Origin of the sequence: Streptomyces sp. NBC_01591 (genome assembly GCF_035918155.1) — a bacterium.
Classification (GTDB): Bacteria; Actinomycetota; Actinomycetes; order Streptomycetales; family Streptomycetaceae; genus Streptomyces.
Genome location: NZ_CP109327.1, coordinates 3,677,339 through 3,690,494 on the forward strand (window position 1 = coordinate 3,677,339; position 13,156 = coordinate 3,690,494).

A 13,156-nucleotide genomic window follows, 5' to 3' on the forward strand; every position below is an offset into this window, starting at 1 on the left:
ACGCCCTGTCACAGCTCCTCTCCGTCCGGTGTCTTGATGCCGAAAACGGGCAACGGACGGAGACACCATGAACAAGAACACCGACGTGGTCGTGATCGGCGGAGGTTACGCGGGCGTCACCGCGGCCAACCGGCTGGCCCAGCACGCCGACGTGACCGTGACGCTGATCAACCCGCGCCCCGACTTCGTCGAGCGCATCCGCCTCCACCAACTGGTCGGCGGCAGCCATGACGCCGTCGTCGACTACGGGGAGGTCCTGGCCGGGGGCATCCGGCTGGTGGTCGACAGCGTGGCGACGATCGACGCGGCCGGGCGCGGCGTGGAACTGACGGGCGGCGGCACGGTCGGCTACGACTACCTGATCTACGCGGTGGGCAGCGGCAGCGCCGAACCGGACGTGCCCGGCGCGGCGGAGTTCGCCCACCCGATCGCCACCCTGGAGGAGGCGCGGCGGCTGCGGCCGGTCGTCGACGCCGCGCCCACGACGGCCCCGGTGACCGTGGTCGGCTCCGGCCCGACCGGCATCGAGACCGCCGCCGAACTGGCGGAGGAGGGCCGGGCCGTGACCCTGGTCTGCGGCGAGGTGCTCGGCCCGTACCTGCACCCCCGGGGCCGACGCTCGGTCGCCCGGACCCTCGCCGAGCTCGGTGTGACCGTGCTCGAAGGCCCCGGCGCGAGGGTGGCGGCCGTGACCCGCGATGCCGTACGGCTCGACGACGGCCGCGAACTCCCCAGCCGGGTCACCGTCTGGGCCACCGGATTCGGTGTGCCGGACCTGGCCGCCCGCAGCGGTCTGACCACCGACGCCGTGGGCCGCCTGCTCACGGACGAGACGCTGACGAGCGTGGACGACGCGCGCATCGTCGCGGCCGGGGACGCGGCGGCACCGGCGGACGCGCCGTTCCGGATGAGCTGCCAGGCCGCGGGCCAGCTGGGCTCGCGCGCCGCCCGCACGGTGCTCAGCCGGATCGCGGGCGAGCGGCCCGCGCCCCTCAAGGTGCGATTCGCCGGCCAGTGCATCAGCCTGGGCCGTCGCACCGGTATCTTCCAGTTCGCCTCCATGGACGACCACGCGAACCCGCTGTACCTGGGTGGCCGCCCCGGTGCGAAGCTCAAGGAGATCGTCTGCAGGGCCACCGTCAAGCAGCTGGTGAACGAGGCGCGCAAGAGCGGCCCCCGCCCCGAACGCGGCGAGGCACCGGCCACCGCCGAACGAACGGCCTGAGGCCGGGAGCGGAGAGCCGAGAGCCGAGAGCTGAAGAGAGGCAAGAAGTGAACGACGACCACGCCATCACCGACCCGGCGACCGAGGCTTTCGTCGCCCATCGCAACCTGCTCTTCACCGTCGCCTACGAAATGCTGGGATCGGCGGCCGACGCGGAGGACGTCCTGCAGGAGACCTGGCTGCGGTGGGTCGAGGTCGACCAGGAACAGGTGCACGACCGGCGCGCCTACCTGGTCCGGATCACCACCCGGCAGTCGCTCAACCGGCTGCGCACGCTGTCGCGCCGCAGGGAGGCGTACGTCGGCCCCTGGCTTCCCGAACCGGTACTCACCGCGCCGGACGTGGCCGAGGACGTCGAGCTCGCCGAGAGCGTGTCGATGGCCCTGATGCTCGTCCTGGAAACCCTGTCGCCGACGGAGCGCGCCGTCTTCGTGCTGCGCGAGGTCTTCGACGTCGGCTACGACGAGATCGCCGCCGCCGTCGACAAGAGCCCGGCGGCCGTCCGCCAGATCGCGCACCGCGCCCGCCGGCACGTCGACGCCCGCCGCCCCCGTGCGGCGGTCTCGGCGAGCGTGTCCCGGGCGGCGGTGGATTCGTTCCGGCGCGCCCTGGAGACCGGGGACCTCCAGGGCCTCCTCGACGTGCTCGCCCCCGACGTGGTCCTCCTCGGCGACGGCGGCGGCATCAAGCAGGCCGCCCGACGGCCGATCATCGGCGCCGACAAGGTGGCCCGTTACCTCGTGGGCGGCTCCGGCAGGACCACCGCCACGATCACCATCAGCCCCACCCTGGCCAACGGCAACCCGGCGTTCCTGCTGCGCCTGGACGGCAAGATCGACGGCGTCGTGGCGTTCCGGATCGAGGACGCCCACATCACCGGCCTCTACTACGTACGCAACCCGGAGAAGCTGACCCGCGTCGACTCCGAGACCCCGCTCACCCTGCGGTGACCTCCCTCGCCGGCCCGCAGCTCACACCACACCGTCTTCCCGTACCGCCCCTGCTCGACGCCCCACCGCAGCGCCAACGCGTCCACGAGCGACAGCCCCCGCCCCGACTCGTCGCCGTGGGCAGCGGTCCGTATCACCGGCCAGGCGCACGGCTCGGGATCGCTCAGCTCGACCCGGACCCGCCCGGAACACGTACCGGCCACCCGGAGCGTGACCGGCGTCCCCTCACCGAGATGCACGATCACATTGGTCAGCAACTCACTGACGCAGAGCAGTAGATCGGGCGAATCCGCACCATCGCACCGCTCCCGCAGGGTGCGCCGCATCTCCGGTACGGCCTTCGGCACGGCGAGCAGATCCACCGTGAACGGCAGCGGAGTCATCCACCGGCCGCCGAACGCAGCACCTCGGCCATCCGGCGCGCGGTCGCCGCATTGCAGTTGCCGAGCGCGACCAGCGGCGGCCGGGACGTCCATCCGGCGAGGGTCAGCGGATCGACACCGAGCGACGGCAGGGTGATGCCGTGCACGGCGAGCGCGGCGCGGAGCGCGCGGATGTCCGCGGCGATGTCGTGGGTCGGGATGTCGTGAGTGTCGTCCATGAGGGGGGCGTCCACCTTTCGTTGCTGACTGTGACGAACACCTCACACGCTGCCGCATGGGCCTCTACCTTGAAAGGACTTCCCGCTCCACAACGCACAGCGCGAAAGGCGGTCAACAGTGGCCACACGCAAGGAGATCGACGGCTCGGCGGGCGTCCCGCAGTTCTACGGCAAGGAACTCCGCTTCAAGCGGGAGGAGGCGGGCCTGACCCTGGAGAAGCTGGTGGACGGCAGCTTCTACGGCATCACGTACCTGAGCGAGATCGAGCACGGCCACCGCCGGATGCCCTTCGACCTGGCGCAGCACGTGGACCGGGTGCTGAGGACGGACGGGTTCTTCCAACGGCGGTGCGAGGACGTGCGGAAGGCCCGGCGCAAGGGGCACGCGGAGTACTTCGAGCGCGTGTTGGACGCGGAGAAGCGTGCCGAGACCATCGAAGAGTGGTCTCCGACAGTCTTCCCCGGTCTGCTCCAGACGAGGCCGTACGCGGAGGCCGTAATCCGCGCCGAGCGGCTCCCGGAGCTCCAGGAAGAGACCGAGGTGAAGGTCAACGCGCGGCTGGCGCGGGCACAGCTCTTCGAGCGGAACCACCGGACCCCGCAGTACTGGACCATCCTGAGCGAGTCCCTGCTGCGTCTGCCGATCCTGCCACCTCAGCAGATGGCCGAGCAGTTGGAGCACGTCGCCGCCCTCACACGACGCGGCCGCATCTTTACGCAGATCCTCCCGTGGAACACAGGAGCGCACCCCCTCATGCTGGGCAACGCCCTGATTCTTGACTTCGTAGACGCTCCCCCGCTGGCCTACACGGAGGGCCAGCACCATGGAATTACGGTCGACGATCCGGGCCTCGTGAAGCAGTATCGGAGGTCGTACGATCTCCTGAGGGCCGCCGCCTTGCCGCCGGAGGCGTCCCTCACCATGATCGAAGAAGCGGCAGAGGAATACCGAAATGGTGCGCACCCAAATCGACTTGAGCGCCGCGATCTGGCGTAGGAGCAGTCACAGCAACTCCTCCGGCGGCAACTGCGTCGAGGTCGCCGAGGGGTTCGCCACTTGGCGCAAGAGCAGCCACAGCAACGGCGATGGCGGCAACTGTCTCGAAGTCGCGGACGGTCACCAAGACCTCGTCCCCGTCCGCGACTCCAAGCGCCCCGAAGGACCCGTGCTCGTCGTCCCCGCGTCCGCCTGGAACCCGTTCGTCGAGTCCGTCAAGACATCCTGACTCCGGCGCCGCCCCGAGGTCAGATCACGCGGAAGATGTCGGCGGCGGCATGGACGTCGCCAAGGTCCTCGATGGAGCGCAGGTTGTCGCGCAGGAGTTGCAGTACCGCGCCAGCGCTGCCTTGGTCCCCGCTCCGGCGATTCCGTCGATCGCGCCCTTGTAGCCCCAGTTCGCCTTGAGGAAGCGCTGCATCGCCTTCCAGCTGTCGGTGCCGAGCTGCCCGTCGATGGCGCCCTTGTATCCCCAGTTGGCCTTCAGGTCACGCTGGAGCTTCTTGGCCTGCGTGGCGTTGAGGCCGAGGTTGACGACCGCGAGCGGGGTGACAGCCGTGGCACTCGCCACCGCCTTCGTGGTCTGCCCGGACGCCGCGAAGGCGGTGCCCGCAGCCGCCACGCCTCCGCCGGCGATCGCGATGGCGGTGGTGGCGCCGATGAATGCCCTCGTCATGGTTCGCATGGTGTTTCCCTCCCCTTGGGTGGATCCGACCGGGTCGGCCGGCTCTGCGACAAGACTGCGGGGCAGGGAGAAAGGGCTGCCAGGACCGCCGGGGAAATGACGCGTTCACGGGACGTCCCACCCGCCGACCTGCGGGGACGCCGTCCACGGTGACGGCGCGGAGGGAAGGCGGGACGGTGGGACGCGGGCGGCATCGGGCAGAGCCGGACTCACTGCCGGACCAGCCACTGCATAAGCTGGTCGATGCAGCGACCACGGAAGTGAGAAGACATGAGCGACCGGGACACGGATCTGTTCGGCAACGACCTCACGTACGACGACATCAAGGCCGCCACCGACCGGACCACCGGGCACATCCGCCCGGTCACCATCGCACCCGTCGCGCCGGGCACGATCCGCGCGGAGCACGCCGGCCCCCTCGGCGACCGGCGCGAGAAGCCCTACGAGCTCTGGTTCGCGTTGGAGTTCATGCAGTACACCGGCTCCTTCAAAGCACGCGGCGCGCAGAACTTCATCCAGGCCCACCGCGAGGCAGGCACCCTGCCGGACGCGGGGGTGACCATCGCCTCCGGTGGCAACGCCGGGCTGGCCTGCGCGTGGGCCGCCCAGCAGCAAGGCGTACGGGCCACGGTGTTCCTGCCGAGCGTCGCCCCGGCGGTGAAGATCGCCAAGCTGCGCGGCTACGGGGCGGACGTGCGGATGGTCGGCGCGGAGTACGCCGAAGCCCTCGAAGCGTGCGAGGAGTTCGCCGCCTCGTCCGGCGCGCTCGCCGCACACGCCTACGACCACCCGCTGATCGCCGCCGGGGCCGGCACCCTGATGGAAGAGATCCACGCGCAGATCCCCGGCCTGGACACCGTGGTGGTCTCGGTCGGCGGCGGCGGACTGTTCGCCGGCGTCGCCACCGCCGCCCGGCACCACAAGATCCGTACGGTCGCCGTCGAGCCGGAGAACTGCCGGGCGCTGAACGCCGCCCTGGAGGCCGGTGGCCCGGTCGACGTCCCCGTCGACTCGGTCGCCATCGACTCCCTCGGCGCCCGACGGGCCACCGCCCTGGCCCTGCGCGCCGCACGCGAGAACGACATCCGCTCCGTCCTGGTGCCGGACGGCGAAATCGTCCGCGCCCGCCAGTCGTTGTGGGACCACCGCCGCGTCGCCGTCGAGCACGCCGCCGCCACCGCACTGGCCGCGCTCACCGCACCGGACCTTGCGAACGGGCCGACGGCGCAGGGCGGCGGCTACCGGCCGCGCGACGGCGAGCGGGTGGCCGTGGTGCTGTGCGGGGCGAACACCGACCCGAGCGACCTGGTGCACCCGGCCGAGAACTGAGACCGGGACCGCTGAAGGCCCCGGCCCGCGCCGTGCGAAAGGGGCGCACCCGGAGATCCGGGCGCGCCCCTCACAGGCAACGCGCAGTGTCGCGATCCGCCGTCAGCGCTCGCGACGCTCGTCCGCGGCGCCCCGGGCCTTGTCACGGCCCTGCTGCGACGTCTTCGAGGCCCGCTCGGACACGTTCTGCATCCGCTCGCGGCCCTCGGTGCGCGTCCGCTCCTGGCCCTCGGTGCGCGTCCGCTCCTGGCCCTGGTTGCGGCCCTCGCCGGCCTTCTTCTTCGCCTGGTCGGCGAGCTCCTGCGCCTTGTCCTTGAACTGGTCTGCGATACCCATTCTGTTCACTCCTAGTGGGTGCTTGGGGGCGGTCCGTGAGGACCTCGATCAGCGTCGCAGGCCCCGGCACCCACCGCATGTCGATCACTTACGCTGCGTAGCCGCCGCCCTCGCGTCCTGGTCAGCGGCGCCCCCGGCGCCGACGAGGCCCTTGCTCACGCCGTCCAGCCGCGATCCGAACCTACGGACCTCCCGCTGTCCGACGACCCCTATCAGCGAGGGCAGGTAGCCCCGCACGGACTGCATCCCGCGCAGCCACCACTGCGCGTACACGTGCGGGGACCGGCGCTCGACACCGGCCACGATCCGGTCGACCGCGGGACCCAGCGGATACGTACGGTTCGCCGGCCAGGGCAGCCGCTGCCGCATTTCCCGCATCACGTCGTCCTGGTCGGCGCCCCGGACCATGTCCGTGTCGGTCCAGGACAGGTAGCCGACCCCGACCTTCACGCCCCGGTGGCCGACCTCGGCCCGCAGGCTGTGTGCGAACGCCTCCACGCCCGACTTGGACGCGCAGTACGCGGTCATCATCGGTGCCGGAGTCATCGCCGCGAGCGAGGCGATCTGGAGGAAGTAGCCGCGGCTCTCCATGAGCACCGGCAGGAAGGCCCGCCCGGTCACCGCGCCGCCGATCAGATTGACCTCGATGACCCGACGCCACGCCTCGGGGTCCGAGTCGACGAACGGCCCGCCCGAGGCGACCCCGGCGTTGGCGACGACGACGTCGACCTTCCCGAACCGCTCCTTGACCTCCTGGGCGACGCGCGCCATCGCCTCGTGGTCGGTGACGTCCGCGAACCAGTGGTCGCTCTCCGAGTGCAGCCGATCGGAGACCTTCTTCAACTCGTCCGGCTCCAGGCCGACCAGCGCGAGCTTCGCGCCGCGCGCCGAGAGCTTGCGGGCCAGCAGTTCGCCCACACCGCGTGCCGCGCCCGTGACGACGACGACCTGCCCTTCGAGACTCCGCCTGTCGCTCATGCGACCTCCTCCTTCTCGGCCGTACCGTCCGTGCCTGCGCCCGTGCCTGCGCCCGCACCCGCGCCGCCCGCCGGGAGATACGCGGTGACGAGCTCCCGGATCTTCGCCGTGACCGCCTCCGGCGCCTCCACCGGCGTCATGTGCCCCATGCCCGCCAGCTCGGTGAGCCCCAGGCATTCGGGCAGCGCCGCCGCGAGGGCACGGGCGTGCACGGGTGGCGTCATCCGGTCCTCCGTACCCGCGATCACCGCCGTGGGCACCCTCAACTCCCGTACGTCCGCGTCGAGTTCGAGCTCCGCGAGGACGTGCCCCCAGGGCGCCCTGGCACCCCGCGGGCAGGCGTGCACGATCCGGGCGCAGGTGTCCACCCGGTCCGGGGCGGAGCCCGCTCCCATCGTGGCGTACTTGAGTATCCGCCTGGAAATCGGTGTGACCGGCCCGAGCGGGGCCTTCGCACGGAGGATCGCGCGGGTCACCCCGCTACGGACCGCCCCGGCCCGGAACGGCACCACCAGCGACTCGGCGGCCAGCCGCGAACTCCCGGTGCTGCACAGCAGTACGGCGGCCGCGTGCTCACGCAGTCCGGCCCGCCGCGAGGCGGCCATGATCGTCATGCCGCCCATGGAGTGCCCGGCGATCACAGCCTTCTCACCCGGTGAAAGGGTGGCGGCCAGCACCGCTTCGAGGTCGTCGGCGAGGGCGTCGGTGCTGTATCCCTCGCGGCCCACGGCGGGCGAACGGCCGTGGCCCCGCTGGTCGTAGACGACGACCCGGTGGTCCACCGCGAGATCCCGGATCTGCGCGTCCCAGAATCGGGTACTGCACGTCCAGCCGTGCGCGAGGACCACCGCGGGGGCGCCGTCCCGCCCGTGCACCTCGACATGGATCCGGGCGCCGTCGGCGGAGAGCGCGGTCAGTTCGCGCGTGGGGACCGGCGGGGTGCCGTCGCGCCGCAGCAGCCGGCTCATCCCACGACCTCCTCGACGACGGCCTTCGCCGCGGCGGTGGTCTGCTTCGGGGTCCGTACGACCTCGTACTCCGCGAGGTCGACCGAGCGCGTGACCTTGCGGAACTCGGCGGTGGTGCCCGGCCAGACGGTGGTGTTGCGCCCGTTGGCGTCCAGGTACCAGCTGTTGCAGCCGCCGGTGTTCCACACGGTGCGCTTCATCCGCTCCTGGACGCGGCGGTTCCAGGCCCCGACCGCCGAGCTGCGCGCGTCGAGTGCGACGCGACCGCCCAGCACGTTCAGCTGGCGCAGGTAGTCGGCCATGTAGTTCAGCTGGGACTCGATCATCAGGATCATCGAGGAGTTCCCGAGCCCGGTGTTGGGGCCGATGATCGTCATCCAGTTGGGGAAGCCGGCGGCGCTGGCGCCGCGCAGCGCCTGCATGCCGTCCTTCCAGGACTCGGCGAGCGTGATGCCGTCCGCACCCACCACGCGTTCGGCGATCGGCATGTCGGTGACGTGGAAGCCGGTGCCGAAGATGATCGCGTCGACCTCGGTCTCCGTACCGTCGGAGGCGACGAGCGTGGAGCCGCGCACCTCGGCCAGACCGGAGGCGACCACGTCCACGTTGGGCCGGGCGAGCGCCGGGTAGTAGGCGCTGGAGAGCAGGATGCGCTTGCAGCCGATGCGGTACGAGGGGGTCAGCTTGGCCCGCAGCGCGGGATCCTTGATGGCCCGCGCCATGTTGGCCTTGGCTATCTTCTCGACCAGGCCCAGTTCGCCCGGGTGCTTGGTGAAGGCGCTGACCTGCAACTCCCGTATGCCCCACAGCAGTCCGCGGCGCGCGGTGCCGGTGACGGGCAGTGCGCGGTGCAGCCACCGCTCGGCGCCGCTGATCTTCCGGTCCATGCGCGGCATGACCCAGGGCGGGGTGCGCTGGAAGAGCGTCAGGCTGCCGACCTTCGGCTGGATCGCGGGCACGATCTGGATGGCGGAGGCGCCGGTACCGATGACGGCGACGCGCTTGCCGGTCAGGTCGGCGTCGTGGTCCCAGCGGGCCGAGTGGAAGACCTTGCCGGGGAAGTCGGCGAGACCGGGGATGTCCGGCGTCTTCGGGTCGGAGAGCGGACCACTCGCGGAGACGACGACATCGGCGGTGAAGGTGGCCCCGTTGCCGGTCTCGATGTCCCAGTGGAGCTCTTCGCGGTCCCAGCGCATGATCGTCACTTCATGGCCCAGCCTGAGGTGCGGGCGCAGCCCGAAGGTGTCCGCGACATGCTCCAGGTAGGCGCGGATGTGCTCCTGCCCGGAGAAGGTGCGCGGCCACTCGGGGTTGGGCGCGAACGAGAACGAGTAGAGGTGGGACGGTACGTCGCAGGCGCAGCCGGGGTAGCTGTTGTCGCGCCAGGTGCCACCGACGGAGTCGGCCCGCTCCAGGACGACGAAGTCCGTGATGCCTTCGCGGCGCAGCCGGACCGCGGCCCCGAGGCCCCCGAATCCGGATCCGATCACCGCCACTCGTACGTGCTCGTGCTCGGCCATGCTGCCGCCTCCCGCGGTACGTCACACGACTCTGCCAGCAATCACTGGCATTGTTGGGAGAGTAGAGCAGCTCCGTACCGATGGGTAGGGGTACGGCAAGGGAAAGTTACCGGCGGTACAACATGCGGCCTCCCCGTGGCAGGAAGCGGATGGCGAGCGGAGTCGCAGGGCGTCGGGAGGCCGCTCCCTGCCAGGGGGAGGCCGGTAGGGTGCGGGTGTGGCTGACGGACGCGAGCACCGCGAATACCGCATGGAGGAGCTGGCCAAGGAGGCCGGCATCCCCGTGCGGACCGTGCGTTTCTACCGGGAGCGCGGACTGATCTCGCCGCCTCGCCGCCAGGGGCGCATCGCCTGGTACGACGACCACCATCTGGCCCGGCTGCGCACCATCACGGGCCTGCTGGAGCGCGGGCACACCCTCACCGGCATCGCCGATCTCGCCCGCACCTTCGAGAGCGGCCGCGATGTCGCCGAGGTGCTGGGCCTGGGCGAGGCGACCGAGGAGACTCCGGTACGCCTCACGCCCGAGCAGCTCGCGGACTACTTCGAGGGCGAGACCACCACGGAGAACCTGGCCGCCGCCCTCGATCTGGGCTATCTCGCCACCGACGGCGACGAGATCGTCCACATCAGCCGCCGCCTGCTGGAGGTGTCGTCCGAGCTGGTACAGGAAGGGGTGCCGCTCGCCACGGTGCTCGCGGCCGGCCGCCGCGTCCGCGAGCACGCCGACGCGCTCGCCGAACTCTTCGTGAGCGTCCTGGAGAACCACACCGACGAGGCCGAGCCGCCCCAACTCCGGCCACTGGCCCGCGCGGTGGTGGACGCCGAACTCTCCATGGCCCTGGACCGACGCCTGCGCCGCGGGAAAACCGACGAGCCGCCGCGGAACCCCGCCCCCTGACGGGCGGTCACTCGACGGCGGCGGCCGGGCCGGCTTTTTCGATCGCACACCGAAATGCTGCCCGCCCCAAGCGGCCCCTTACGCCCCCCGCTTCACACGCTCTACTGTTCGAAGACCACCGTCACCGGAGCGTGGTCGCTCCACCGCTCACCGTGCGTGGCAGCCCGCTCGACCCAGCCCTTCACCGCACGCCCGGCCAGCCCCGGCGTCGCCACCTGGTAGTCGATGCGCCAGCCGGTGTCGTTGTCGAAAGCCCGCCCGCGGTAGGACCACCACGAGTACGGCCCCTCCTCGTCGGGGTGCAGCGCCCGTACGACATCGACGTACTCGGCCTCGTCGAAGACCCGGGTCAGCCACTCCCGCTCCTCGGGGAGGAAGCCGGAGTTCTTCTTGTTGGCCTTCCAGTTCTTCAGGTCGGCCTCCTGGTGGGCGATGTTCCAGTCACCGCAGACCACCACCTCACGGCCGTCGGCCGCGGCCCGCTTCTTCAGGCCCTTCAGATACGGGAGGAACGCGGCCATGAACCGCTCCTTCTCGTCCTGCTTCTCGGTCCCGACCTCGCCGGAGGGCAGATACAGGCTCGCGACCGTGACACCCGGCAGGTCGATCTCGACGTAGCGCCCGCTCGCGTCGAACTCCTCGCTCCCGGCGTCCCCGAAGCCACCGAACCCGATCTGCACGCGCTCGGGCGCGCGCCGCGAGTAGAGGGAGACCCCGGCCCGCCCCTTGGCGGCGGCCGGTGCGTGCACGGTGTGCCAGCCCGCCGGCTCGCGCACCTCGTCGGGCAGCTGCTGCGGCTCGGCCCGTACCTCCTGGAGGCAGATCACATCGGCTTCGGTCCGGGCCAGCCACTCGACGAAGCCCTTCTTGGCGGCGGCACGGAGCCCGTTCACATTGACGGAGGTCACAGTCAGCATTCCGGCACGATACCGACATTCACCAAACGCATACCCGTACCATCATCCGTATGAATATCCACCCTCGGCCCTTCGACCACCCCGACGCCGTCAAACTCAACGACCTGGTGCAGCTCGAATACGCCGAGCGGTACGGGGACGAGGGCGATGTCACACCGCTCGACCCCTCGATGTTCGAGCCGCCGAACGGTCTGTATCTGCTCGCCTACGACGCGCACGACCGCCCCGTCGCCACCGGCGGCTGGCGCTCCCAGGAGCTGAACGACGAGGGCTACTCGGACGGCGACGCCGAGCTCAAGCGGATGTTCGTGATACCCGAGGGCCGCGGCAACGGACTGGCCCGCCGCATCCTGGCCGCCCTGGAGGCGGACGCGCGGGCGGCGGGCCGGGTCCGCATGGTGCTGGAGACCGGGGACAGGCAGCCCGAGGCGATCGCGCTGTACACGTCCAGCGGTTACGCCCCGTGCGAGAAGTTCGGCCACTACCGCATGTACGAGAGCAGCCGCTGCTTCGCGAAGCCGCTGCGTTAGCGGAGCCCCTGCGGTAGCGGGGCCCCTGGCGCTCAGGTGCCGGACGCGTACGCCCAGAACTCCCGCATCAGCGCGGGCGGGGTCGGTCCGGCCATTTCCAGCTGGGTCAGCAGGATGGAGACCGCGCCGGTGGCGGGCGTGAGGTGCGCCGCCGTTCCCGTGCCGCCCACCCAGCCGTAGCGTCCCGGTACGTTCCAGGGGTCGATGGCCTCGACATCGACCGAACCGCCGAAGCCCCAGCCCTGGCCCTCCAGGAACAGCGTGCCGCGCTCGCGCTGCGCCCGCGTCAGATGGTCGGTGGTCATCCGGCGCACCGAATCGGCCGACAGCAACCGCCGCCCTCCGGCGCTTCCTTCGGCGCTCCCCTCCGCGAGCAGCATCCGGGCGAAGGCGTACCAGTCGTCGGCGGTCGAGACCAGCCCGCCGGTGCCGGACGGGAACGCGGGCACGCTGCTCCACTGTCCGTCCGGGGCATCGACCAGCTGGAGGCCGCCGCCCTCCGGGTCGGTGCGGTAGTAGCTGGTGAACCGGTCGGCCTTGTCGGCGGGCACGGCGAATCCGGTGTCGGCCATGCCCAGCGGCTCGAACAGCCGCTCGGCCAGGAACTCGGGCAACGGCCGGTCCGAGACCCGGGCGATCAGCACGCCGAGGATGTCGGAGCAGGTGTTGTACAGCCATGCCTCGCCCGGCTGGTCGAGCAGCGGGATACGGGACAGCGTGGCCATCCAGGCGTCCGGCGCCTCGACGGCCTGGGGCTGCAGCGATCCCTGCTTCAGCTCGCTGAACAGCAGCCCGACCGCGGGCAGCGAGAAGTCCGACGGGAAGCCGTACCCGGCCCGGAAGGTGAGCAGGTCGAACACGGTGATGACCCGGTCGGCGGGGACCACGTCGTCGACCGGGGAAGCCGGTGTACGGACCACCATCGGCGACACCAGCTCCGGCAGCCACTGCCGCACCGGTTCGTCCAGTGCGATCCGGCCGTCCTCGATCAGCATCATGGTCGCGGCGGCGGTGACGGGCTTGGTGAGCGAGGCGATACGGAAGATCGAGTCCCGCGCCATCGGGACCGTGCCGCCCGCGTCGGCGGAGCCGACCGCCGCCACCTCGACCCGGGAGCCGCGGGCCACCAGGCCCACGGCTCCCGGCGCCGCTCCGCCGCCGACGCGTTTCTCCAGGAGTTCGTGCAGATTGCTCATCGGTCCACCTTCTCGCTCGTGCG

The 13,156-nt window shown here is 71.1% G+C and carries 15 protein-coding genes and 1 pseudogene; 7 read left to right on the forward strand and 9 right to left on the reverse strand.

Features of this window, described 5'->3' with window-relative positions:
- Positions 1-67: 67 nt before the first annotated feature.
- Together OG978_RS16995 and OG978_RS17000 are read left to right on the forward strand one after the other, a co-directional pair.
- The gene (locus tag OG978_RS16995) at positions 68-1,225 is read left to right on the forward strand and encodes an NAD(P)/FAD-dependent oxidoreductase (protein ID WP_326766042.1); all 1,158 of its coding nucleotides are present in this window, start codon (positions 68-70) and stop codon (positions 1,223-1,225) included.
- A gap of 47 nt (positions 1,226-1,272) precedes the next feature.
- Positions 1,273-2,175, forward strand: a complete 903-nt coding sequence (locus OG978_RS17000; RefSeq protein ID WP_326766043.1) for an RNA polymerase sigma-70 factor — start codon at positions 1,273-1,275, stop codon at positions 2,173-2,175.
- Here OG978_RS17000 and OG978_RS17005 read toward each other — a convergent pair.
- The gene (locus tag OG978_RS17005) at positions 2,112-2,558 is read right to left on the reverse strand and encodes an ATP-binding protein (RefSeq protein WP_326766044.1); all 447 of its coding nucleotides are present in this window, start codon (positions 2,556-2,558) and stop codon (positions 2,112-2,114) included. The genes OG978_RS17000 and OG978_RS17005 overlap by 64 nt on opposite strands.
- Entirely contained in the window at positions 2,555-2,776 is a 222-nt protein-coding gene (locus tag OG978_RS17010) for a hypothetical protein (protein WP_326766045.1), read from the reverse strand. Before OG978_RS17010 ends, OG978_RS17005 begins: the two co-directional genes overlap by 4 nt.
- Before the next feature lie 118 nt (positions 2,777-2,894).
- On the opposite strand from OG978_RS17010, the gene OG978_RS17015 reads away from it, so the two are divergent.
- On the forward strand, positions 2,895-3,773 hold the full coding sequence (locus OG978_RS17015; RefSeq protein WP_326766046.1) for a helix-turn-helix domain-containing protein: 879 nt from the start codon (positions 2,895-2,897) through the stop codon (positions 3,771-3,773).
- The gene (locus OG978_RS17020) at positions 3,730-4,002 is read left to right on the forward strand and encodes a DUF397 domain-containing protein (protein ID WP_326766047.1); all 273 of its coding nucleotides are present in this window, start codon (positions 3,730-3,732) and stop codon (positions 4,000-4,002) included. The genes OG978_RS17015 and OG978_RS17020 overlap by 44 nt, the downstream gene beginning before the upstream one ends.
- Positions 4,003-4,021: 19 nt before the next feature.
- On the opposite strand, the pseudogene OG978_RS48310 reads toward OG978_RS17020, so the two are convergent.
- Positions 4,022-4,117 (reverse strand): annotated as a pseudogene (locus OG978_RS48310) (VWA domain-containing protein); the annotation flags it as partial.
- A gap of 611 nt (positions 4,118-4,728) precedes the next feature.
- Here OG978_RS48310 and OG978_RS17030 point away from each other — a divergent pair.
- Entirely contained in the window at positions 4,729-5,787 is a 1,059-nt protein-coding gene (locus OG978_RS17030) for a serine/threonine dehydratase (RefSeq protein ID WP_326766049.1), read from the forward strand.
- 102 nt (positions 5,788-5,889) lie between these two features.
- On the opposite strand, the gene OG978_RS17035 is transcribed toward OG978_RS17030, so the two are convergent.
- From OG978_RS17035 to OG978_RS17050, 4 genes are all read right to left on the reverse strand, one after another.
- A complete protein-coding gene (locus OG978_RS17035) occupies positions 5,890-6,123 on the reverse strand; it encodes a hypothetical protein (RefSeq protein ID WP_326766050.1) in 234 nt (77 codons plus the stop codon).
- Positions 6,124-6,207: 84 nt separating this feature from the next.
- Positions 6,208-7,101 (reverse strand): SDR family oxidoreductase, encoded by an 894-nt coding sequence (locus OG978_RS17040; protein WP_326766051.1) that lies wholly within the window; start codon positions 7,099-7,101, stop codon positions 6,208-6,210.
- Complete coding sequence (locus OG978_RS17045) at positions 7,098-8,069, reverse strand: alpha/beta fold hydrolase (protein WP_326766052.1); 972 nt, start codon at positions 8,067-8,069, stop codon at positions 7,098-7,100. The genes OG978_RS17040 and OG978_RS17045 overlap by 4 nt, the downstream gene beginning before the upstream one ends.
- Complete coding sequence (locus tag OG978_RS17050) at positions 8,066-9,589, reverse strand: flavin-containing monooxygenase (protein ID WP_326766053.1); 1,524 nt, start codon at positions 9,587-9,589, stop codon at positions 8,066-8,068. The genes OG978_RS17045 and OG978_RS17050 overlap by 4 nt, the downstream gene beginning before the upstream one ends.
- Before the next feature lie 250 nt (positions 9,590-9,839).
- Between OG978_RS17050 and OG978_RS17055 the strand changes: the two genes are divergently transcribed.
- The gene (locus OG978_RS17055) at positions 9,840-10,490 is read left to right on the forward strand and encodes a MerR family transcriptional regulator (protein ID WP_326770056.1); all 651 of its coding nucleotides are present in this window, start codon (positions 9,840-9,842) and stop codon (positions 10,488-10,490) included.
- Between the two features lie 101 nt (positions 10,491-10,591).
- On the opposite strand, the gene OG978_RS17060 is transcribed toward OG978_RS17055, so the two are convergent.
- Positions 10,592-11,407, reverse strand: coding sequence for an exodeoxyribonuclease III (locus OG978_RS17060; RefSeq protein ID WP_326766054.1), 816 nt, complete (start codon positions 11,405-11,407; stop codon positions 10,592-10,594).
- A 50-nt stretch (positions 11,408-11,457) separates the two neighbouring features.
- On the opposite strand from OG978_RS17060, the gene OG978_RS17065 reads away from it, so the two are divergent.
- Entirely contained in the window at positions 11,458-11,937 is a 480-nt protein-coding gene (locus tag OG978_RS17065) for a GNAT family N-acetyltransferase (protein ID WP_326766055.1), read from the forward strand.
- Between the two features lie 32 nt (positions 11,938-11,969).
- On the opposite strand, the gene OG978_RS17070 is transcribed toward OG978_RS17065, so the two are convergent.
- A complete protein-coding gene (locus OG978_RS17070; RefSeq protein WP_326766056.1) occupies positions 11,970-13,133 on the reverse strand; it encodes a serine hydrolase domain-containing protein in 1,164 nt (387 codons plus the stop codon).
- Positions 13,134-13,156 lie beyond the last annotated feature (23 nt).